The sequence below is a fragment of the Thermanaeromonas toyohensis ToBE genome (genome assembly GCF_900176005.1).
Lineage (GTDB): Bacteria > Bacillota > DSM-521 > Neomoorellales > Neomoorellaceae > Thermanaeromonas > Thermanaeromonas toyohensis.
The window spans coordinates 1,782,404-1,802,759 of sequence record NZ_LT838272.1; the positions used below are offsets into that span (position 1 = coordinate 1,782,404).

General features: G+C 49.0%; 23 protein-coding genes. 22 read left to right on the forward strand and 1 reads right to left on the reverse strand.

What is annotated here, in order from left to right; all coding sequences use genetic code 11:
- Positions 1–62: 62 nt before the first annotated feature.
- From cobU to cobC, 18 genes are all read left to right on the forward strand, one after another.
- Positions 63–692, forward strand: a complete 630-nt coding sequence (gene cobU / locus B9A14_RS09180) for a bifunctional adenosylcobinamide kinase/adenosylcobinamide-phosphate guanylyltransferase (protein WP_084665410.1) — start codon at positions 63–65, stop codon at positions 690–692.
- The gene (cbiD, locus tag B9A14_RS09185) at positions 689–1,816 is read left to right on the forward strand and encodes a cobalt-precorrin-5B (C(1))-methyltransferase CbiD (RefSeq protein ID WP_084665411.1); all 1,128 of its coding nucleotides are present in this window, start codon (positions 689–691) and stop codon (positions 1,814–1,816) included. Before cobU ends, cbiD begins: the two co-directional genes overlap by 4 nt.
- On the forward strand, positions 1,788–2,441 hold the full coding sequence (cbiE, locus tag B9A14_RS09190; protein WP_157109898.1) for a precorrin-6y C5,15-methyltransferase (decarboxylating) subunit CbiE: 654 nt from the start codon (positions 1,788–1,790) through the stop codon (positions 2,439–2,441). The genes cbiD and cbiE overlap by 29 nt, the downstream gene beginning before the upstream one ends.
- Positions 2,422–3,030, forward strand: coding sequence for a precorrin-6Y C5,15-methyltransferase (decarboxylating) subunit CbiT (gene cbiT, locus B9A14_RS09195; protein WP_231967671.1), 609 nt, complete (start codon positions 2,422–2,424; stop codon positions 3,028–3,030). Before cbiE ends, cbiT begins: the two co-directional genes overlap by 20 nt.
- A gap of 20 nt (positions 3,031–3,050) precedes the next feature.
- The gene (gene cobI / locus B9A14_RS09200; protein ID WP_084665413.1) at positions 3,051–3,770 is read left to right on the forward strand and encodes a precorrin-2 C(20)-methyltransferase; all 720 of its coding nucleotides are present in this window, start codon (positions 3,051–3,053) and stop codon (positions 3,768–3,770) included.
- Positions 3,767–4,558: a precorrin-4 C(11)-methyltransferase gene (gene cobM / locus B9A14_RS09205; protein ID WP_084665414.1), complete on the forward strand. Its 792-nt coding sequence runs from the start codon at positions 3,767–3,769 to the stop codon at positions 4,556–4,558. The genes cobI and cobM overlap by 4 nt, the downstream gene beginning before the upstream one ends.
- A complete protein-coding gene (locus B9A14_RS09210) occupies positions 4,518–5,618 on the forward strand; it encodes a cobalt-precorrin 5A hydrolase (RefSeq protein ID WP_084665415.1) in 1,101 nt (366 codons plus the stop codon). Before cobM ends, B9A14_RS09210 begins: the two co-directional genes overlap by 41 nt.
- Complete coding sequence (gene cobJ / locus B9A14_RS09215) at positions 5,558–6,337, forward strand: precorrin-3B C(17)-methyltransferase (protein ID WP_084665416.1); 780 nt, start codon at positions 5,558–5,560, stop codon at positions 6,335–6,337. Before B9A14_RS09210 ends, cobJ begins: the two co-directional genes overlap by 61 nt.
- Positions 6,334–7,110 (forward strand): precorrin-6A reductase, encoded by a 777-nt coding sequence (cobK, locus tag B9A14_RS09220; protein WP_084665417.1) that lies wholly within the window; start codon positions 6,334–6,336, stop codon positions 7,108–7,110. Before cobJ ends, cobK begins: the two co-directional genes overlap by 4 nt.
- Before the next feature lie 32 nt (positions 7,111–7,142).
- Complete coding sequence (locus B9A14_RS09225) at positions 7,143–7,532, forward strand: sirohydrochlorin chelatase (RefSeq protein ID WP_084665418.1); 390 nt, start codon at positions 7,143–7,145, stop codon at positions 7,530–7,532.
- Positions 7,510–8,151: a precorrin-8X methylmutase gene (locus tag B9A14_RS09230; protein ID WP_084665419.1), complete on the forward strand. Its 642-nt coding sequence runs from the start codon at positions 7,510–7,512 to the stop codon at positions 8,149–8,151. Before B9A14_RS09225 ends, B9A14_RS09230 begins: the two co-directional genes overlap by 23 nt.
- Before the next feature lie 7 nt (positions 8,152–8,158).
- Positions 8,159–9,709 (forward strand): cobyric acid synthase, encoded by a 1,551-nt coding sequence (locus B9A14_RS09235; protein WP_197686501.1) that lies wholly within the window; start codon positions 8,159–8,161, stop codon positions 9,707–9,709.
- A complete protein-coding gene (gene cbiB, locus B9A14_RS09240) occupies positions 9,699–10,658 on the forward strand; it encodes an adenosylcobinamide-phosphate synthase CbiB (protein WP_084665421.1) in 960 nt (319 codons plus the stop codon). Before B9A14_RS09235 ends, cbiB begins: the two co-directional genes overlap by 11 nt.
- Before the next feature lie 115 nt (positions 10,659–10,773).
- Positions 10,774–12,174 (forward strand): cobyrinic acid a,c-diamide synthase CobB, encoded by a 1,401-nt coding sequence (locus tag B9A14_RS09245; RefSeq protein ID WP_084667098.1) that lies wholly within the window; start codon positions 10,774–10,776, stop codon positions 12,172–12,174.
- Positions 12,175–12,180: 6 nt separating this feature from the next.
- Positions 12,181–12,306, forward strand: coding sequence for a nicotinate-nucleotide--dimethylbenzimidazole phosphoribosyltransferase (locus B9A14_RS17740; RefSeq protein WP_231967673.1), 126 nt, complete (start codon positions 12,181–12,183; stop codon positions 12,304–12,306).
- A gap of 144 nt (positions 12,307–12,450) precedes the next feature.
- The gene (locus B9A14_RS09250) at positions 12,451–13,389 is read left to right on the forward strand and encodes a GHMP family kinase ATP-binding protein (RefSeq protein WP_157109899.1); all 939 of its coding nucleotides are present in this window, start codon (positions 12,451–12,453) and stop codon (positions 13,387–13,389) included.
- Positions 13,310–14,467, forward strand: coding sequence for a threonine-phosphate decarboxylase CobD (cobD, locus tag B9A14_RS09255; RefSeq protein ID WP_084665423.1), 1,158 nt, complete (start codon positions 13,310–13,312; stop codon positions 14,465–14,467). The genes B9A14_RS09250 and cobD overlap by 80 nt, the downstream gene beginning before the upstream one ends.
- On the forward strand, positions 14,412–15,029 hold the full coding sequence (cobC, locus tag B9A14_RS09260) for an alpha-ribazole phosphatase (RefSeq protein WP_084665424.1): 618 nt from the start codon (positions 14,412–14,414) through the stop codon (positions 15,027–15,029). The genes cobD and cobC overlap by 56 nt, the downstream gene beginning before the upstream one ends.
- A 22-nt stretch (positions 15,030–15,051) precedes the next feature.
- Here cobC and B9A14_RS09265 read toward each other — a convergent pair whose 3' ends face one another.
- Positions 15,052–15,993, reverse strand: coding sequence for an amidohydrolase family protein (locus B9A14_RS09265; RefSeq protein ID WP_084665425.1), 942 nt, complete (start codon positions 15,991–15,993; stop codon positions 15,052–15,054).
- 133 nt (positions 15,994–16,126) lie between these two features.
- On the opposite strand from B9A14_RS09265, the gene B9A14_RS09270 reads away from it, so the two are divergent.
- The 4 genes from B9A14_RS09270 (at position 16,127) to B9A14_RS09285 (ending at position 20,342) form a co-directional block, all read left to right on the forward strand.
- Entirely contained in the window at positions 16,127–17,158 is a 1,032-nt protein-coding gene (locus B9A14_RS09270) for a LacI family DNA-binding transcriptional regulator (RefSeq protein WP_084665426.1), read from the forward strand.
- A gap of 69 nt (positions 17,159–17,227) precedes the next feature.
- Complete coding sequence (locus B9A14_RS09275) at positions 17,228–18,514, forward strand: ABC transporter substrate-binding protein (protein WP_084665427.1); 1,287 nt, start codon at positions 17,228–17,230, stop codon at positions 18,512–18,514.
- Between the two features lie 67 nt (positions 18,515–18,581).
- Positions 18,582–19,484, forward strand: a complete 903-nt coding sequence (locus tag B9A14_RS09280; RefSeq protein WP_084665428.1) for a carbohydrate ABC transporter permease — start codon at positions 18,582–18,584, stop codon at positions 19,482–19,484.
- 30 nt (positions 19,485–19,514) lie between these two features.
- Positions 19,515–20,342, forward strand: a complete 828-nt coding sequence (locus B9A14_RS09285; protein WP_231967674.1) for a carbohydrate ABC transporter permease — start codon at positions 19,515–19,517, stop codon at positions 20,340–20,342.
- Positions 20,343–20,356 lie beyond the last annotated feature (14 nt).

A 20,356-nucleotide genomic window follows, 5' to 3' on the forward strand; every position in this document is an offset into this window, starting at 1 on the left:
AGAAAACCCAGCCTCCAGGCGAGAGGCTGGGTTTTTAGTTAAGGGGGCCAAGGGGTGGGAGCTTGGCGGAAAAGGGCAAGTTGGTATTGGTCACTGGCGGAGCTAGCAGCGGTAAGAGCCGTTTTGCCGAGGAGCTAGCCGCTAGGTTAGCCCAAGAGGTTGTTTATATCGCTACTGCCCGGATCACTGATGAAGAAATGGCTAGGAGGGTGGGCAAGCACAAGGCTAGGAGGCCCGCCTCTTGGCGTACAGTTGAGGAGCCCTGGGATCTCAAGCGGGCCTTACAGGAATGGGGCCAAGCCAGCAGGACAATACTGGTGGATTGCCTGGGGACATATGTAACTAATTTGTTGGTAGACAAGGGTATGGAGGAGGAAGAGGTAAGCCTCACTCTACAGGACTTTGCTCGGCTGGCCTGGGCTTCCCCCGCTGATGTTATTATAGTAAGCAATGAGGTAGGATGGGGTGTGGTACCTTCTTATCCTCTAGGGAGAGTATTTCGGGATCTTTTAGGTGCGGCTAACCAAGAGATAGCTTGTCTGGCCGATGAGGTCTATTTGGTGGTCTCCGGTCTACCTTTGGAGATAAAAAGCCTGGCGCAGGCCGGACTTAAAAACTTTTCTAAAGAAGAAGCGAGCTTAGACGGGCGCTTGCCCTGTGATACACTACTACTTGGAGGAAAGAAGAAATGAGTAAAGGATGGCGGCGGGGATATACTACGGGTACTTGTGCAGCGGCTGCGGCCCGGGCAGCGGTGAGAGCTCTTTTGGAGTCTTGCCCCTCCGAGGATAGGGTTAGGGTAACCCTGCCCCGGGGAGAAGAAGTCGAATTACCGGTTATGGTAAAGCGGGGTGAAGGATGGGCCGAGGCTATAGTAATTAAGGATGCTGGAGATGATCCGGACATTACCCATGGTGCTGCCATCCATGTACGGGCCAGCTTCATAGACAAGGGTATCACCTTACGTGCAGGACCGGGAGTAGGGATAGTCACCAAGCCTGGGCTTCCTGTACCGGTAGGTGAACCGGCCATCAACCCTGTTCCTCGGGCCATGATTAAGAAAGCTGTAAAGGATTTCCTTCCTCCTGACCAGGGAGTGGAGCTTACCATCAGCATTCCTGGAGGAGAGGAGCTGGCCCGACGGACTCTTAATCCTAAGCTGGGTATTCACGGAGGACTTTCTATTTTAGGTACTACGGGCATAGTAGAGCCCATGTCTGAAGAAGCCTTCCGGGCCTCACTAATACCCCAGATTGAAGTAGCCCGGGCGGCTGGCCTGGATACCCTGGTACTTACCCCTGGGCGGCAGGGCCAACGCCAGGCCGTGGAAAACTATAAGATACCGGCTGAAGCGGTGGTCCTGACCAGCAATTTTATAGGGTTTCTCGCCGAAGCCTGCGCCGAACGCCATATAAAGCGTCTCCTTTTATGGGGCTATGTAGGTAAATTAGTCAAGGTAGCAGGAGGGATTTTCCATACCCATAGCCGCCTGGCTGATGCCCGTCGGGAGATAGTAGGGGCTTGGGCGGCTGCTTGGGGTGCCCCGCCGGGAGTGGTTAAGGCGGTGTTAGAGGCTAACACTGTAGAAACTATACTTACCATTTTGGAGGAGGCTTGGGGAAGGGAATTTTGCCGGACATTTTGGAATCATATGGCAGGGCTAGCCAGCAGTAGACTTAAGGAACGGCTCCAGGATAAAGTCGAAGTAGGGACAGCCTTTCTAAACCTTAAAGGAGAGATTATAGGCTGGGATGAAAAGGCGCAGAAGATTTTGGAGGAGTTGGGTCATGGCAGGAAACAAGGGGAGTTGGCTTAAGGTTATAGGTATAGGGCCGGGGCACCCTTCTTGGCTTACCCCTGCGGCCTATGAGGCGGTAGCTCAAGCTGAGATCTTGGTAGGGGGGCGCCGGGCTCTAGCACTTTTTGCTTTCTTGGAACGGGAGAAAAGGGTAATAGATGGGGACCTGGAAAGTCTCCGACGCTTTTTAGAGAGCGTGCGGGGGCGACCGACGGCAGTACTGGTTTCTGGAGACCCAGGGCTGTATAGCCTTTTGGGATGGCTAAAGCGGCATTTTCCGGAAGAAGAAATCATGGTGATACCCGGAATTAGCTCTGTTCAATTAGCTTTTGCCCGATTAGGCTGCGGCTGGGAAGAGGCTATTATCTTAAGCCTTCACGGGAGAGCCTTAAGCCTTCTAGATCCTTATCTAGAGGGGCTGGCCCAAGAGAGAGTATTGTTGGCCCTTCTGACTGGGGGTAGCAATACGCCGGCTAGGGTAGGAGAATACTTAACCTCTCAAGGCCTAGGAAAGGTAAGCCTCTGGGTGGGGGCTGAGCTAGGTGGCCCGGAGGAACGTATAGAGTATCTTTTGGCAGAGGAACTGGCCTGCTCCGACTTTCCTCAAGCAGCGGTGATAATCGGTGGATATAGGAAAAAATAGATGGCCCTACATAACCCCAGGTATTCCCGATGAACTATTTCAAAGGCGGGAAGTGCCTTTAACCAAAGAAGAGGTCCGGGTATTGACCCTGGCTAAAGCACGCCTGGCCCCTGGCCAAACCGTATATGACATCGGCTCAGGGACAGGATCCATAACTGTAGAAGCCGCCCGGTTGGTCTCCCCTGGAATCGTATATGCTGTAGATAAAGACGAAGAAGCCCTTAGACTTACTCGCGTTAATGTAACCTCTTTCGGTTTAACTAATGTGGTATACCTGGCTGGTGAGGCACCGGGAGCTTTAGCTGGGTTACCCCCTGCTGATCGCATATTTATTGGAGGGAGCGGGGGAAACCTTAAGGAAGTTTTATATCAGTCTTTAAGCCAGTTAAAGCCTAAAGGGATTATAGTTATTAATGCCGTAACCCTGGACACCTTATGGGAAGCTATAAATTTCGGCCGGGAAAGGGGACTAAAGACTGCGGCTATAGCTTTGAATGTAGCCCGGTTGGAGAGGGCGGGTCGGCGGGAGATTTTCCGCGCCCTTAATCCCGTATATATCATCCAACTCTGGGGCCAGCCCGGGCCATAGATTAAAGGAGGAGAAGGGTTTTGGTAGGGAAACTTTACGGTATAGGGGTGGGACCTGGGGATCCCGAGCTTCTTACACTTAAGGCCCGCCGCATAATAGAGGAGGTCCCTGTTCTGGCGGTCCCCGTCTCCCAGCGTGGGGAGGAGAGCTTGGCTCTTAAGGTGGTAAAACCCTTTATCCGGCCCCAGCAGGAGATTCTTTCCCTTTTTATGCCTATGAGTCGTGACCGTTCGTACTTGGAACGCTCTTGGGAGGCCGCCGCCCATGAATTATTGAATAAACTCTATGAGGGGAAAGACGTAGCCTTTTTAACCTTAGGAGATGCTAGCCTCTATAGTACCTATAGCTACTTGATGGAAAAAGCCCGGGAGATGAACCCGGATCTGGTCGTGGAGACTGTGCCGGGTATTACTTCCTTTTGTGCTGCGGCGGCTAGACTTAACTTGCCCTTGGCTAAGGGGGACGAGCCTTTAGCCATCATACCGGTAGTGGAAGAGGATGTGGCTACTTTAAGGGAATGGCTTGCCCAATTTCCCAATCTGGTCCTTATGAAAGTAGCCCGGAGGTACGAGGAAATCGTAGGCCTTTTAGCCGAAGCAGGGGTCCTTAAGAGTTCGGTTCTAGCCACGCGCTGCTGTCTAGAAGGCGAGCGGTTTTCCTGGGATCTCGAAGCTGGCCTGGGCCAGCGGCACGACTACTTGTCTCTTATTCTTGTACATAAAGGGAGGAGTTCAGGATGAAGGTTTATTTCATAGGTGCTGGACCCGGGGATCCGGAACTTATAACGGTGAAAGGGCAACGCTTACTTAAGGAGGCAGAGGTTGTAATCTATGCAGGCTCTTTAGTAAACCCTGCCCTGCTGGGTTGGGCGCGCCCAGAAGCTCGTATTTATGATAGTTCCTCTTTAACTTTGGAAGAGATTATAGATCTTATGGAGGAAGCTGTAAGAAAGGGACAAAAAGTAGCCCGGCTTCATACAGGGGATACCTCCCTTTACAGCGCAATACAAGAGCAGATAGAGGCTTTAGAAGCCCGCGGTATCCCTTATGAGATTGTGCCTGGAGTTAGCTCCTTTTCTGCAGCAGCAGCAGCGGTAAGAAAAGAATTTACCTTGCCGGGGCAGAGCCAGACCCTTATTTTGACCAGGAGGGCAGGAAGAACTCCCGTGCCGGAAGCTGAGAGTCTTGCGGCTCTGAGCGTCCATCGGGCTAGTTTATGTTTGTTCCTGAGCGCCCATTGTTTAAAAGAGGCTACCCAGGAACTGGCCACCGGATATGGCCTGGAGGCTCCGGCTGCGTTGGTTTATAAGGCTTCCTGGCCCGAAGAAAAAATTTTGTATGGGAGTTTGGCCGATATCGCGGACCGAGCCCAAAAGGAGGGCATAGAGCGCACGGCCTTACTTCTGGTGGGGGATTTTCTCCGGGGAAGGGGCCAGCGTTCCCGTCTATATCATCCCGCATTTTCCCACGGTTTCCGGAGGAAAAAGGATGAAGCTAGCCATCATCACCTTGACGAAACAGGGTCTTAAGACGGCAAGAAGGATAGCCTTTTTATATAAAGGGAAAGCCCATATTTATACTCCTTTAGCCTTACTAGAGGAAGTCTCTTCAAGGGATGGATCTTCAAAGCTTGAAGAAGAGGGGGTTATATTCCCTTTTAAGCGGCCTTTAAAATATTCTTGTGGCCAGCTTTGGAAGAGTTACCAGGGCCTCATCTTTATAATGGCTACAGGGATAGTAGTACGGTGTCTCGCTCCCTATCTACAGGATAAGAAGAAAGACCCTGCAGTTGTGGTGTTAGATGAGAAGGGTGAATATATAATAAGCCTTTTGTCTGGCCACCTAGGGGGGGCTAATAGACTGGCCCGGGAGATAGCCCACTTCCTGGGAGGGAAAGCAGTTATTACTACATCTAGCGATATCCAGGGTCTTCCAGCTTTAGATGTGGTGGCTCAAGAGTTAGGGTTTAAGGTTATCCCGGGAGAAAGGTTCACCCAGGTTATGGGAGCGCTGGTCAATGGGAAGAAGGTAGGCGTCTGGGCAGAAGAACCCTGGCAGGAAAGGCTGGAAAGGGAGCTTAAAGGTTTAAAGGTTGAGCCTTGGTTTAAGTATCGAGGTCCAGAAGGGTGGGAGGCAGGGATACTCGTTACTTCAAGGAGATGCAAGCTTCCCCCTGGACCTTGGGTTTTCTGGCGGCCCCAGGAGCTGGTAGCAGGGGTGGGCTGCCGCAAAGGGATAGACTATAAGTCTATCCTTAAAGCCTTAGGGGTGGCCTTTAAAACAGCCGGCCGCAGCCTATTAAGCCTTAAGGCTTTGGCTACCTGGGAGTTTAAGGCGAAAGAAGAAGGGCTAGTAATTGTAGCCCAGAGGCTTAACGTACCCTTGCTAAGTTTTTCTAAGGAAGAGCTCCTAAAGGTTTGGGAGGAGACTCCGGGTCTCTCCTATTCTTCCCTAGCCCAAGAGAGGTTGGGCTTAAGCGGTGTCTGCGAGCCGGCAGCGCTACTGGGATCAAGAAAGGGGGAGCTTATATGCAAGAAGATAGCCTTAAATGGAGTAACCGTAGCCCTGGCCAGGGCCACATATCTATAGTAGGCTTGGGGCCTGGGGGACCGCAAGATATGACACCCCGGGCCACAGAAGCTTTAGCCCAGGCCAAGGTTGTAGTAGGCTACCGTCCTTATATAGCCCTTTTGGGAGAGCTGGCTGCTTCTAAAGAGGTTGTAGCTACAGGGATGACGGCGGAAGTGGAGCGGTGCCAGGAAGCTGTGCGGCGAGCAGCCCAAGGGCAAAGGGTAGCAGTAATTTCTAGCGGAGATGCGGGGATTTACGGAATGGCCGGGTTGGTCCTACAGATCCTTCATCAAGAAGACCGGGCCGGAAGGATAGGGGTGGAAGTAGTCCCAGGGGTAACCGCGGCCACAGCGGCAGCCGCTGCCTTGGGAGCCCCCCTTATGCACGATTTTGCTGTCATCAGTTTGAGCGACCGTTTGACTCCGTGGGAGACCATAGCCCGGCGCTTGAACTTGGCCGCCCAAGGTGATTTTGTAATTGTTCTTTATAACCCTAAAAGTAAGACACGCACCTGGCAGCTTAGCTCAGCCCAGGAGATCATTTTACAGTATCGCTCTCCAGCTACACCAGTAGGGGTCGTACGCCAAGCGGGGCGTCCCGGCCAGCAAGTATGGATCTCTGATCTTGCTTCTTTTTTAAGCCTCCCTGTAGATATGTTATCTACAGTTATTATAGGGAATAGTCAAACGCAAGTTTTAGGGAAATGGATGGTTACCCCTAGGGGGTACGAGCTGTGATCTTAGTTTTAAGCGGGACATCTGATGGGAACGGGCTTATCCGGGAGCTGGTAAGCCTAGGTTACCGGGTGCTGGCTACAGCTGTCACCCCTTATGGTGCCCACCTGGCCAGGGAGGCCGGAGCTGTAGAAGTATCCCAAGGAGAGCTCGATAAAACATCCTTTAAGGAGCTAGTCCAAAAGAAAAAAGTGAGGGCCGTAATAGATGCTACCCACCCTTACGCGGAGAAGATAACCTCCATAGCCCAGGAGGTAGCTGAAGATGTAAATATCCCTTACCTCCGCCTCCGCCGGGAATTTGCCCCCGTACCCCAGCATCCTTTGGTTAAGATGGCTTCAGATTGGGAAGAAGCTGCCGAGGCTGCAGCCCGGGCCCAGGGCAATACCGTATTTTTGGCCATCGGGTCCCGCCGTTTAGAGGTTTTTACTAATTATGAGGGTTTACGGAAGAAACGCTTAGTGGTACGTATTTTACCTGACCGGGATTCTTTAGAGAAATGTCTTAAACTCGGGTTTTGGCCCCGGGATATTATCGCCTTACAAGGACCCTTTAGCTATGAGTTAAATTTAGCCCTTTTTCGTGAGTATAAGGCCGAAGTTTTGGTGACCAAGGATAGTGGCCATACGGGGGGCCTCTTGGAAAAGATTCAGGCCGCCCTAGACTTAAAATTGGAGGTTATCCTTTTAAGACGTCCTCCAGAACCCCCAGGTTTAAGGCTGGAGGAGATCTTAAAGGTTTTAGAGCAAACCTGTAAAGGTGTGTTTAAAGGCTAGCTTAAAGTCAAGGAGTTTGGGGAGGAAGATTGATGCAAAGCAGGATCATCCTTTTGGGTCATGGGAGCCGCATACCCGAGGCTAACGAACACTTGCGAAAGCTCGCTTCCCAAGTAGGCGAGCTTTTAGGAGGGCTTCCGGTGGACGCCTGTTATATGATGCGTGCCCGGCCCGATCTAGCAGAAGGGGTAGCCCGGGCGGTGGAGGAAGGGGCTAAGAGAATTGTCGTGGTACCCATGTTTTTTTGTAACGGGCTCCATGTGCAGAGGGATATACCAGAGCAATTAGAGAAGCTGCGGGCCACCTATCCCCAGGTAGAGTTTATCTATGCCGCTAATTTAGGGGCTGACCGCAGGATCGCGGAGATTATAGTGGAGCGCATCCAGGAGGTGGCACCGGGTGAATTTTTTGCGAGACCCTAAGGATATTGAGGAAAAAAGCCAGGCCTTTATTTCCGCCCATCTGGAAGGAGCTTGGGCTCCCGAGGAAAAACAGATACTCACTCGTATAATCCATGCCACCGGCGACTTAAGTTACGCCAGCTTAACAGTTATCCACCCGGATCTGGTGCCCGAAGCTTTAAAGGCCTTGCGCCAGGGAGCAGCCATAGTAACAGATGTGGAAATGGTTAGAAGTGGTATAAATGCTTCTTTGGCCGCTAAGGGGAAATGTCCTGTAATCTGCGCTATCCGGGAGGAAGAGGTTATAAGGATGGCCACGGCAAGATCGGAGACCCGGGCCATGGTGGCCATGGAGTACTTGGCACCTCGAATGTGGGGTTCCGTAGTAGCCATCGGTAATGCGCCGACCGCCTTGTTCCGCCTCCTGGAACTCATAGAGAGCGGGCAGACCCGGCCGGCAGTCATTATCGGGACGCCGGTGGGCTTTGTAGGAGCTTCCGAGGCTAAAGAAGCCTTGGAGAAGAGCCCAGTACCTTTCTTGACTGTCCGTGGATCCAAGGGCGGAAGCACAGTGGCCGCCGCGGCTGTCAATGCCCTCTTACATTTGGCTTTTAAAGGGGGTTTTAAGGCTGAAGGCTAAAAATATCATGCTCCAGGGGACTAGCTCCCATGTAGGTAAAAGTGTGCTAGCCGCCGCCCTTTGCCGGATATTCTACCGGGCCGGTTATAAAGTAGCTCCCTTTAAGGCCCAAAATATGGCCAATAACTCTTATGTCACCGCGGATGGCGGGGAGATGGGGCGAGCTCAGGTGGTACAGGCCTGGGCAGCAGGGATAAAGCCGCGGGTAGAGATGAATCCTGTGCTGCTTAAACCCACCGGCCACTCTTGTTCTCAGGTGATAGTTATGGGTAGGCCGGTCGGAAATTTAGGAGCCAAGGAGTATCATAAGGAGTTTGCCCTAAGCTTGCTTGATACAGTAGCCCGGGCTTACGCTACCCTGGCAGCGGAATTTGAGATCATAGTTATCGAGGGAGCGGGGAGCCCAGCGGAGATAAATTTAAAGGACCAGGAGATAGCCAATATGCGCATCGCCAAGATGGTAGGAGCTCCTGTTTTGTTGGTGACCGACATAGACCGGGGAGGGGCCTTAGCCTCTGTGGTGGGCACCTTAGAGCTCCTGGAACCTGAAGAGAGAGATTTAGTAGCCGGCATCATAATTAACAAATTCCGGGGCGACCTTTCTCTCCTTAAGCCTGCTTTAGATTTCCTGGAGAAAAGGACAGGGAAACCTGTATTAGGTGTAATACCTTATCTCCCGGGACCCAGTTTACCTGAAGAGGATTCCGTGGCCTTGGAAGAACGGCAACGGAATACCAAAGATCCGGGGACAGGTGAGCTAGACATAGCTATAGTTCTCCTCCCCCGCATTTCCAACTTTACCGATTTTGATGCTCTAGAGAGGGAGCCGGGGGTAAGGGTACGCTATGTGGAGGTATCTAAACCTTTAGGCCGACCGGATCTTGTAATTCTACCGGGAAGCAAAAATACTATTGAAGATCTACTTTTATTAAAGCAATATGGCCGAGATAAAGAGATCATTGCGCTAGCTCGGCAAGGGACGCCGGTAGTAGGTATATGCGGTGGTTTTCAAATGCTGGGCAAACTTATCCGGGACCCCTTTATGGTAGAAAGTAGCACTCCGGAAGTGGAAGGGTTAGGATTATTGCCTATGATTACTACTTTTAAGCTTCAAAAGGCCACGTATTTAGTGGAAGCGGAGGTGGCGGGGCTAGGGCCCTTATGGGGCTTAACCGCCTGTGGGACACTAAAGGGCTATGAGATCCATATGGGTATTAGCGAAAAATGTGGGGACGTTATCCCTGCCTTTTATATAAGGAGCAGGGGAGGAGAGGCTGTCGAGATACAAGATGGAGCTGTATCTATAGAGGGGCATATTTGGGGTACTTATATCCACGGTATTTTCGATAACGATGGCTTCCGGCAAAGCTTTATAGAAAAACTTCGCCAGAGACGGGGCCTAAGACCAGGGGAGGGTTATAGGCGAGGATTTGAGGCTGAGCAAGAGAAAAGATTAGAGGAATTGGCCAGAACAGTGGCCTCCCATCTCGATTTAGAGAAACTAGGCCAGATTATGGGGTTAGAACGACCCTTGGTAGGTGGGTGGTTTGCCCGTTAGCCTGGAAGTCTTTTTCTTAGCTCTGCTTCTAGACGTGCTCATAGGTGATCCCCGCTGGTTGGTCCACCCTACCCAGGTAATGGGCTTAAGTGTAGTTAAGCTGGAGAGGTTACTTTGGCCCTGGGCTACAACCCCCCGCCTCAAGTATCTGGCGGGGATGATCATAGAAGTTATAATTGTGGGGTTAAGCTGGCTCGTGACCAAGGTATTGATTACCTTAGCTTATAAGATAGGCTGGCTATGGGGGTATTTTTTAAGCGCGTGGCTACTTTCTACTACCATAGCTGCGCGGGGGTTATGCCTTACAGCTTGGGAGATAGCTTCTTGTTTAAGCCGGGGGGATTTACCAGCCGCCCGGCGTAAGGTGGCTATGCTAGTGGGCCGGGATACTGAGCGGATGGAGGAAAGGGAGGTAGCCCGGGCGACCATCGAAAGTGTGGCCGAAAATACAAGTGATGGGATCTTGGCTCCTCTTCTTTATGCCCTGGTGGGTGGGGTGCCTTTAGCCATGGCTTACCGGGCTATAAATACCTTAGATTCCATGCTGGGGTATAGAAATGAGCGCTACCTTTATTTCGGCCGTGCTGCAGCCCGGGTAGATGATTTCGCTAACTTTATACCCGCTCGCCTTACAGGTGTCTTCCTCTGTTTGGCCGCCTTGTTAGGGGGTAAGGCGGGGGAGGCTTGGCGGGTGTTATGGCGGGACGGGAGCCGCCATCCCAGCCCCAACAGCGGGTACCCGGAAGCGGCCATGGCTGGTGCCTTAGGTGTTCGCTTGGGCGGCCTAAATTACTACCAGGGAAGACCTGAAATGCGTCCCTTCATAGGCCAGGGTGGAGGGGAGCCGGAGGTAGCTCATATATATAAGGCGATAAACCTAGTAATTATAGCTTATCTATTATTCGCTATAGCTTCTAGTTTGGTTTTACTGGTGGTAGGAAGACATTAATAGGGAGAAGCGCGAGATAGTTTCATAGTCTGGCCGTTGTAGCTAATGGTTGGAAAGGCATTAGTAGGAGAAAAGCCTGTGTGCGATGATTAATTGTGGGATTAGAGGTGAAAAAATGGTTATACCCCGCCTCGTTATAGCCGGGATAAAAAGCGGTGTAGGTAAAACGAGCATCGCCACGGGCCTTATGGCAGCCCTGGCCCGCAGGGGATGGCGGGTTCAGGGTTTTAAGGTAGGACCCGACTACATCGATCCTGGTTTCCATACCGTGGCTACCGGTCGAGCTTCACGGAATCTGGACACCTTTCTAGTGCCACCGGAAGGGGTCCTCGAGCTTTTCTTACGCGCATCTCAGGGTTGCGACTTGGCTATTGTGGAAGGGGTTATGGGCTTATACGATGGCCGCTTGGAGGATGGATCAAGCAGCACGGCAGAGGTAGCCAAACTTCTTAAGGCTCCTGTGCTTTTGGTAGTAGATGTGGCCTCCCTAGGGCAGAGCGCAGCAGCTTTAGTTTTGGGTTTTTGCCAGCTAGATCCACAGATAAACATAGCTGGCGTAATCCTAAACCGTGTATCTAGTAATAGGCATCTGGAGCTGGTCCGGGGCCCCATTGAGAAGGCCACAGGTGTACCAGTGGTGGGATGGATCAGTAAGGGAGCTTTACCTGCCTTACCCTCCCGTCATTTAGGCCTTGTGCCGGCCCTGGAGCAGGAAGGTATAAAAGGGGATATAGAGCGGCTAGGGTTGGCTTTAGAGGCAAGCCTAAACTTAGAAGAAATCCTTAAAATAGCAAGGCGAGCAGGCCCTTTGCCTCGGCCCACGGAGACCTGTTTTCCTTCTAAATTTCCTGTAACCAAGGTTCCCATTGCTCTTGCCTGGGATAAGGCCTTTAACTTCTATTATCAAGACGGGCTGGATTACCTTTCCGCCCTGGGGGTGGAATGGATACCCTTTAGCCCTTTAAAGGAGGAAAAGCTTCCAGACGGAATCGCAGGTTTGGTTGTTGGAGGCGGGTTTCCGGAGGTGTTTCTACCGGAACTTGCTTCTAACAAGAGGATGCTTCACTCAGTGGCCCAAGCAGCCGCCCAAGGCCTCCCCCTTTATGCTGAATGTGGAGGGTTAATGTATTTAAGCCGAGGGCTCCGGGACCATAACGGCCGGTATTGGCCCCTAGCTGGTGTGATACCGGCCCTTTGCCGTATGGAAGAACGGCTGGCTGGCATGGGCTACCGGCAAGCCAGGACCTTACGGCATACCCTTTATACTCGCCCAGGGGAGATGGTGCGCGGCCATGAATTTCATTATTCCCGCCTGCAGCCCTTACAGACTTTCTTCCCTTGGGCCTATAGCTGGCCAGGTACAGCGAGCAGCATCTTTGATGGTTATGCCTTCAATAACATCCTGGCCTCTTATCTCCACCTCCACTGGGTGGGTAATACAAAGCTGGCCCAAAGGTTTGTAGAAGCTTGCCGGAGGTATCAGAAACTAGGGCGAGGAGGAAAGGGGAGGGGATAAATTATCATGTCTTTACTAGCGCAGACCCTTAAGTACATTAATCCAGTCGAACAGGAGATACAAGCGGTAGTACAAAAAAGACTAGATAACCTAACCAAGCCCCCGGGAGCTTGGGAGTACTGGAAGATCTGAGATGCCGCCCTCAAAATCTATAACGAGATGGCCACCTTCACTGAGGCCGGAGTTTCAGAAGCGCTGGATTTAAAATAGAAGGGGATTAGGAGCGGGACGGGTAAGCCTGCTGTGAGATTAAAAGGAGAAATAAGGGGAAAGAAGATGCGAGCTACTGCTTATGTTCCCGGGTCCTGTGGAGAACTGGTACAGGGGCTTGTGGGAGAAAGCTATTTTTTAATAACCTGCCCTATTGATAAGGGTTCCCAGGTTACGGTAACCCTGGAAAGGGGCAAAGATTACTTAAAGGGACCGGCCGGACGTAGTAAAGCTTTGCAGGCTGTCCGTCTGACTTTGGAATTCTTAGGGATAAGGGCTGGCGCTCTGGTGGAAATAGAGAATCCCCTACCGGTGGGTAAAGGGTTAGCCAGCAGCACAGCAGATGTGGCCGCTGCTACCGTGGCCACTGCCTTGGCCGCTGGCCGGGAACTGACTTTAGAAGAACTGGCCAGGATCGTGGTGCAAGTAGAGCCCAGCGATGGGGTATTCTTACCTGGTATATCCCTTTTTGAGCATATATCTGGTAAACGGTGGGAGTACCTGGGGGAGCCTCCTCCTCTGGAAGTCCTTATAGTAGATTTAGGAGGGGCTGTAGATACCCTGGCTTTCAACCGTCGGCCGGATCTCTTGGAGCTCAACCGGGCCAAAGAAAAATGGGTCAGGGAAGCCACAAGATTAGTCAAAGAGGGGCTCGCGCAGGGTAATGCCGCTCTTATAGCGCGGGGAGCTACCTTAAGCGCCTGGGCCAATCAAAGGATCTTGCCGAAGGCAGAATTACAATTTATCTTTAGCATAGCTATCTCGTGCGGTGCTTTAGGGGTAAACGTAGCCCACAGCGGAACCGTAGTGGGGATTCTATACAAGCCCTGGGCCGTAGATCAAAGGAAATTGGAGGCCCTTTTAAAGGAGCGATATCCTTTCCTTAGCTTACTGCCCGCCAGGGTAGTTAGCGGGGGGGTGAAGGTTGGGGAACGGGACCTTTTCCTCCCTCCACGGGGGGAACTGGCAGGAAGTACGGCAGAAGTACGGGTGGGAACCAGGTGAGCTTCTGGATTTTAGTGCTAATATTAACCCCTTGGGTCCCCCAGCCTGTGTTCTGGAAGCCCTGATTAAAAATCTACAGGCGGTTAAGCGTTATCCGGACCCTACTAATTTAGAGCTTAAAAGCTCCCTGGCTGCCTACTTAGGTGTTCAACCAGATAGTTTATTGGTAGGGAACGGGGCTACGGAAATTATCTATTTCCTTTGTTTTCTACTTAGACCACGGACTGTATTGGTGGCCCAGCCTACTTTTTCGGAGTATGCCCGGGCAGCTGAAGCCGCCGGAGCCCGGGTGATCTTTTGTCCCTTGTTACCTACCCAAGGGTTTAAGCTCGACGTGGAAGGTTATTGCTGCTTGCTGGACCAATCCGATATGGCTTTCTTATGTAATCCCAACAACCCCACTGGGAATTTGCTCCCCTACGATACTGTCTACCGTATATGGCAAGAAAGCAGGCGACGAGGTATCTGGCTAATAGTAGACGAATCCTTCTTAGACTTCGTGGAAGACTGGCCAGAGCTCTCCTTGGTCCAGGTAGCAGCTAGAGAAGAGAAGCTAGTGGTATTGCGTTCCCTTACCAAATTTTTTGCCCTGCCGGGCCTAAGATTAGGAGTTGGTATAGCCGCGCCAGGCATCATCAAATACCTGGAGGAAAGGTCCGATCCTTGGAGGGTGAACATTTTGGCCCAGCTGGCCGGTGCGGTAGCAGTAAAGGACAAGGAGTACCAAATACGTACCTGGGAATGGCTTAAGGTGGAAAAGGCTTATCTTTTTGAGGGCCTGGCTTCTCTGCCTGGCCTTCGCCCCTACAGATCAGAGACCAATTTTATTCTAGTAGATATTAGTTTGAGCGGTTGGAAGTCAGGGGAGTTGACTAATGCTTTAGCCCAGCACAAGGTATTGGTTAGGGATTGCTCTAATTTTCCGGTACTTAAGGGAAGATATATCCGGGTGGCTGTAAAAGAACGGGAGTCCAATACCATTTTACTAAGGCTTTTAAGAACCTTTTTACAGGGGAAAGGTTATGAAAGAGAGCACGCGCATTTATCTCATTCGGCACGGGGAGACAGCGTGGAATGAAGCTGGTCGCTACCAGGGGCATCGAGATGTTGAGCTGAGTCCCCGGGGGCTTAAGCAGGCTGTACTTCTAAGGGAACGTTTACAGAAGGAAAATATAAAAGCAGTTTACGCTAGCGATCTAAGGCGGGCTCGAGAGACAGCTATTATCATAGCTCAAGCCCATGGACTTACGGTAAATGAACTTTCCTCCCTTAGGGAGCTTAATTTCGGCCTTTGGGAGGGACTAACGTACCAGGAGATCGCCAGCCAATACCCTGAAGAGTGGAAGGAGTGGCTGGCTGACCCAAGTAACATCCGGGTGCCTGGGGGAGAAAGCTACCTGGAACTCCAGGAGAGAGTATACCGAGCCTTTCTGAAAATAGTTGCCCGGCATCCTGGAGAAAAGTTGGCTATAGTTGCCCATGGCGGTACCTTACGGGTGATTATTTGCCAGGCGTTAGGGCTGGGGCTCGAGGGGCTATGGCGCTTTCGGATAGATAACGGTAGTATAACTATTTTAGACTGCTATGAGGGTAAATATATATTAAGCTCTCTTAATGATGTATGTCACTTATGTCTATAAGAAGCTGCTCAGTTGTTAATTTTTAAAGATTAATTTTTAGAAGCCGAAGAGCATTTTGAGCAAAGATATCTTTTAAACCCTCATCAGGGATACCTGCTTCTACTGCAGCCCGGAATTGTTCTTCAAAGTATTTATAAACCCATCCGCGGGGGAAATGAGAAGAATCCGTACCAAAAATAATACGTTTTGCTCCAAAAAGCTCATAAAAGAGGCGAAAAAGTTCTTTAAGTGTGGGCTCAGGCCAAATATAGCGACGCCATTCATTATTTCCCGAAGTATCAACATAAACATTATCGCAAGCCCACATGAGATGAAGAAGTTCTCTTAAATAACCACATCCAAAATGGGGCACAACAAAAGGTATACTGGGAAATCCTTTAGCCACATCATGAAGTACTAAAGGATTAATATTTTCTGTATAAGTTATTCCTGCTTCACCGCCTAGGGGGCCAAAGTGAATAAGGACAGGAATTTTTAGCTCAGCGCAGGTTTCCCAAAGAGGATCTAAGTCAGGATGGTCAATCTTTTTTTCTAGGGCAGGGGCCAGGATTTTATAGCCTACCATTCCCAATTCCTGGACTGCCCTTTTTAATTCTTGGGGCGCTTCCGGTGAATAAGGATCATGGTGAGCGAAGCCATAAAGGCGAGGAAAAGGCTTTAAAAGTCGACCTAGGGTTTCATTACCACCGCCGGTAACAAAGCATATCCCCAACAGGCCATAACGAATTATTTCTTCCTCATATCTTTGAACACATTCTGCTGGTGAAGGCTGAGGTTCATCGGGAAAGGGGAAAGAATAGGTTAGCCACCATTTCTTTTGGGCTTCTTTATTCTTAAGATCCCAAACTTTAAGCTTTTCCTTTCCAAAGCGAGCACTAAAATTTTTTGCCCAACTTCCCCATAAATCTTCGCCAGTGTAAGGAAGATGAGCATGGAAATCAAATACAGGTAAAGGTAAACCCATGTTTTTCCACTCCTTCCGCTAAGATTATATAATAAAATTTCAGGCTTTGGAAGAAGGAAAAATTAAAACGACGGCGAATAATTATATTTGAAACGGTTCAAAGGAATGAAAACGATTTTTCGGAGTGGAAACAATGGTAACCATAAAAGATGTGGCTAAAGCAGCAGGTGTTGCACCTTCGACTGTATCCCATGTATTAAATAAGAGCGCTCCAGTAAGCCCTCAAACAAGGGAAAAAGTATTAGCAGCTGTTAAAGCTTTGGGGTACCAGCCCAGTGCCGTTGCCCAGAGCCTTAAATTAGGGTTTAGCAAGACCATCGCCCTAATAGTACCTACCATATCTACTCCTATGTATTCCGAAATGATTGAAGGTATTGAAGAAGAGGCCACCAATCATGGGTATAATTTAATTTTATGTCGTTCGGGCCGCGATCCCATCCGGGAGCTTATGTATTTAAAGATTTTGCGCACCAACCGAGTGGATGGAATAATTTTGGCGGCTCCTCAAGTAAATGATCCTTGCTTAAAGGAATTAGAGAAATCCAGCCTTCCAGCGGTAATAATTGGAGGTTACCCTCCCAATAATGGAATACCGAGCATAAAAGTTGATAACAAGGGGGGGACGTGGGCGTCGATAGAGTATCTTCTTTCGCTAGGGCATCGCAAGATAGCGTTTATTAATGGCTATTCCACTGTACCGGATAGCAAGGAACGTTTAGAGGCTATAAAGGAGTGTTTAGCCCATTACCATATTCCTTGGCGTGAAGACTATTACCGTGAAGGGGATTTTACACGGCATTCTGGTGCTGCTTTAGCCCAAGAATTAATGGCTAGCGAAGAACCCCCGACAGCTATTTTTATCGCTTCAGATACTATGGCTATTGGAGCTATGCAAGCCATAAAAAATATGGGATGGTCAATTCCAGAGGATGTTTCTCTTATAGGCTTTGATGATATTAAATTTTGCCAATATCTTGATCCCCCCTTGACTACTGTAAGGCAACCAGCGTATGAAATGGGGAAAGCTGCCATGAAAGCTTTGCTTGCCCTATTTTCAGGAGAAAGGAGTGAGGCATTAAGTCGGATTTTTGAAGCTAAGTTAATTATACGAGGTTCTTGTGCCAAACCGCGGTCAAAAGATTTAGGAGAGGGGGTAGGAAAATAATTTAGGCATGGGTTAAAGGGTAAATTTTAATTTAAAGCCAGAAAACATAATTAGGAGGGGAGGCTTAGAATGAAAAGAAGTATTAAGCTTATCATATTGGCAATAACATTTACTTTATTAAGTATTATTGCTGGTTGCGCTAAGAGCCCTTCGCAAGCTGGTAAGCCAGAAGAAAAGCCTAAGATAACTATAGTGCATTGGCAGCATCATCATGAGGCGCGTACCCCTGTGGTCCAAGAGCTGGCTAGGGAATTTGAACAATCCCACCCCGGAGTGAGTGTGGTAGTAGAACCTATTCCTTATGATAGCTATTTCGATAAGCTTTATACCTCTTTAGCTTCAGGTTCAGGGCCAGATACTTTTCAGATTGCTGCCACTATGGCTTTAGAGATGATAAACGGCGGCAAGCTAGCGCCTATGCCGGATTCAATTTATACCCCTGAGCAGGTGAAAAATACTTTTTTGGCCTGGACGGTTGAACCAGGGTTTAAGGATGGCAAGTATTACGGCTTACCTACTGATGTGCAGACGCTAGTACTGTTTATAAATAATGAGATTTTTAAGTCCATAGGCGGAGATCCTCAAAATCCTCCTAAGACGTGGTCCGAAATGGAAAAGTATGCTATAGCAGCTACTAAAAAGGATGCTTCTGGTAAAATGGTTCAGGCTGGCCTAGATACCCGGTATAAATGGGCAGTATATACAGCTTTTCTTTATCAAAATATAGAGGGGCCTGTAGTTGATGTTTCCGCCAAGAAGGTTAATTACGACAGCCCGCAGGGGTTGGCTGCTTGGAATTTTGTACACAAGCTTATGGTACAAGATAAGGTGGATTCACCCGAATTTATGACTGGTCAGTTTAAGTTTGAACTTAAGAAAGCTCTATTCTATATTAACCATCCTGTTACTCGGGGCCGGATAGAGAAGATGGCACCTGGCTTAGATTACAGCGTTGCCCAGCTACCCATGCCTGATGGCAAGCCTGGCAACATTACCGTTGGACATAGTTGGATGTATGTGGTAAACAAAGACTCCAAAAATGCTAAAGTGGCATGGGAATGGGTTAAGTTTTTGGCTTCTAAAGAAGCCCAAATTAAATGGATTACTAAAGCGGGCGACTTACCTTCTATGAAAGCCTTATTAGAGGATGAAGCTTTGTGGAAAGATCCCAAAGCCCAAGTGGTGCGAGAATCCCTTAAGTACGCTAGACCGTGTCAAGAGGTAGGAGAAAATGATGTTAATAAAATCCGGAATGAAATTTGGGATAACATTGTGCTTAAAGGGATGAAAGTAGAAGAAGCGGTAAAAGAGGGGGCTCAAAAAGAAAACGCCTTAATTGCCCAGAAGCTTAAATAAAAAACAGTTTAATAGCAGCTGGCGCGCTACGTGCGCTGGCTGCTACCTTAGTTTGGAGGAGCAAAAAATGGGTGCTTCTAGAAGACAAATTATATGGGCTATTTTCTTTGTATTTCCTGCTCTTTTCCTTTTCATATTTACTGTACTTTATCCCCTTCTCGAAGTAGTCCGCCTTAGCCTTTACGAGTGGCGGATGGTCGGTAAAGGTCCTACTTTTGTAGGGCTACAGAATTATATAACTACTTTTCATGATCCTCTATTTTGGCAAGCGGTCAAAGTAACTGTGATTTGGACTTTAGGGGTAGTACCAGCCATTATTGTATTAGGTTTAGGAACTGCTTTTTTACTTAATATGAAAGCTCTTAAATTGAAAGGGGTTTTTCGCACCATTTATTTTATTCCTGTTGTTACTAATATGGTGGCTTCCGCCTTTGTTTGGAGATGGCTTTTTGAGCCTACTAATGGGGTTGTCAATTACTTCTTGGGAGTTTTAGGTTTACCCCAACCGGGCTGGTTAGCGAGCACTAGATATGCTTTACCTGCCATGATGGTGGTGGGGGTTTGGAAACAGATCGGGTTTTCTATGGTAGTTTTTTTGGCGGGGCTTCAAACTATTCCCCAAACTATGTATGAGGCAGCAGCTATTGATGGAGCCACCAGGTGGAAGACCTTTTGGTCTATTACTTTACCCCTTTTAAATCCTGCCATAGTATTTAACGCTATTATCCTAGTGATCAATGCCTTTAGAGTTTTTACCATACCTTACGTCATGGCCTGTGGAGGGTTTACTTATGGCCAGCCAGGAGGGCCACTGGATAGTACAAGAGTATTTGTGATTCATATTTATGATCTGGCTTTTAGGCGCGGGGAATTTGGCTATGCTTCTGCTAGCGCGGTAATACTTTTGGTAGTAATTATGTGCTTAACTTTACTTCAGTTTAAAGTTCTTGAACGCCGGATCGAATATTAAAGTGAAAACTGGAAAAAAGAGGTGCCTTTTATGCACAAGTATACACCCAAAGGGGAGTTAATATTAGCCTATGCTATTTTACTTTTAGGTTCCATCATTATGCTATTACCCTTAGCTTGGATGACTTCAGCAGCTTTTAAGCCCTTAAGCGAGATAATCCAAGTGCCTCCCACCTGGATCCCTCGCCATTTTACTTTAGATAACTTCAAAGAAGCCTTAACTCAGTTTCCCATATTACGGTATCTTGGGAACAGCCTTCTTACAACCAGTATTATTGTAGTTGGAGTGTTAATTACTAGCACCATGGCAGGATATGCTTTAACCAAACTAAACTGGCCCCTTAGGGATACATTATTTATTGTGTTTTTATCCGCTTTAATGATTCCTCTTCAAGTACGCATGATCCCTCTTTATCGAATAGCTATGAACTTACATTTAATCGATACTTATACAGGGGTAATTTTCCCTTGGCTTTTTGATGCTTTAGGTATTTTTCTTATGCGGCAATTTATTGCCAGTATACCCGATGAGTTAATTGATGCTGCGCGCATTGATGGGGCTTCAGAAGGGAGTATTCTAATACGGATAGTGCTCCCTAATATCAAACCTGCCTTGTCGGCTTTAGCCATTTTTACTTTCTCTTGGGCATGGGATGAATTTTTATGGCCTTTACTAATTTGTAGTTCAGATGCTACTAGAACTCTTCCTGTGGGGCTTCAATATTTTTCAGAACAATACGGGCTAAATATCCATTGGCAGATGGCAGGCGCTCTTCTAGCTGTGGCTCCAGTTTTGGTCGTATTTCTTTTCATGCAGCGTCAATTTATAGAAGGCGTTACTTTGACTGGCATGAAATAAGCGAAAGCCTTAAG

Excerpts from the sequence above, each read along its gene's own strand:
- B9A14_RS09210 (WP_084665415.1), top strand. The coding sequence starts at position 4,518 with ATGAAGCTAGCCATCATCACCTTGACGAAACAGGGTCTTAAGACGGCA.
- B9A14_RS09250 (WP_157109899.1), top strand. The coding sequence starts at position 12,451 with ATGCGAGCTACTGCTTATGTTCCCGGGTCCTGTGGAGAACTGGTACAG.
- B9A14_RS09265 (WP_084665425.1), bottom strand. The coding sequence starts at position 15,993 with ATGGGTTTACCTTTACCTGTATTTGATTTCCATGCTCATCTTCCTTAC.
- cobC (WP_084665424.1), top strand. The coding sequence starts at position 14,412 with ATGAAAGAGAGCACGCGCATTTATCTCATTCGGCACGGGGAGACAGCG.
- cobJ (WP_084665416.1), top strand. The coding sequence starts at position 5,558 with ATGCAAGAAGATAGCCTTAAATGGAGTAACCGTAGCCCTGGCCAGGGC.
- B9A14_RS09285 (WP_231967674.1), top strand. The coding sequence starts at position 19,515 with ATGCACAAGTATACACCCAAAGGGGAGTTAATATTAGCCTATGCTATT.
- B9A14_RS09275 (WP_084665427.1), top strand. The coding sequence starts at position 17,228 with ATGAAAAGAAGTATTAAGCTTATCATATTGGCAATAACATTTACTTTA.
- B9A14_RS09270 (WP_084665426.1), top strand. The coding sequence starts at position 16,127 with ATGGTAACCATAAAAGATGTGGCTAAAGCAGCAGGTGTTGCACCTTCG.
- cobM (WP_084665414.1), top strand. The coding sequence starts at position 3,767 with ATGAAGGTTTATTTCATAGGTGCTGGACCCGGGGATCCGGAACTTATA.
- B9A14_RS09280 (WP_084665428.1), top strand. The coding sequence starts at position 18,582 with ATGGGTGCTTCTAGAAGACAAATTATATGGGCTATTTTCTTTGTATTT.
- cbiD (WP_084665411.1), top strand. The coding sequence starts at position 689 with ATGAGTAAAGGATGGCGGCGGGGATATACTACGGGTACTTGTGCAGCG.
- B9A14_RS09225 (WP_084665418.1), top strand. The coding sequence starts at position 7,143 with ATGCAAAGCAGGATCATCCTTTTGGGTCATGGGAGCCGCATACCCGAG.
- B9A14_RS17740 (WP_231967673.1), top strand. The coding sequence starts at position 12,181 with ATGTCTTTACTAGCGCAGACCCTTAAGTACATTAATCCAGTCGAACAG.
- cbiE (WP_157109898.1), top strand. The coding sequence starts at position 1,788 with ATGGCAGGAAACAAGGGGAGTTGGCTTAAGGTTATAGGTATAGGGCCG.
- B9A14_RS09245 (WP_084667098.1), top strand. The coding sequence starts at position 10,774 with ATGGTTATACCCCGCCTCGTTATAGCCGGGATAAAAAGCGGTGTAGGT.
- B9A14_RS09235 (WP_197686501.1), top strand. The coding sequence starts at position 8,159 with ATGCTCCAGGGGACTAGCTCCCATGTAGGTAAAAGTGTGCTAGCCGCC.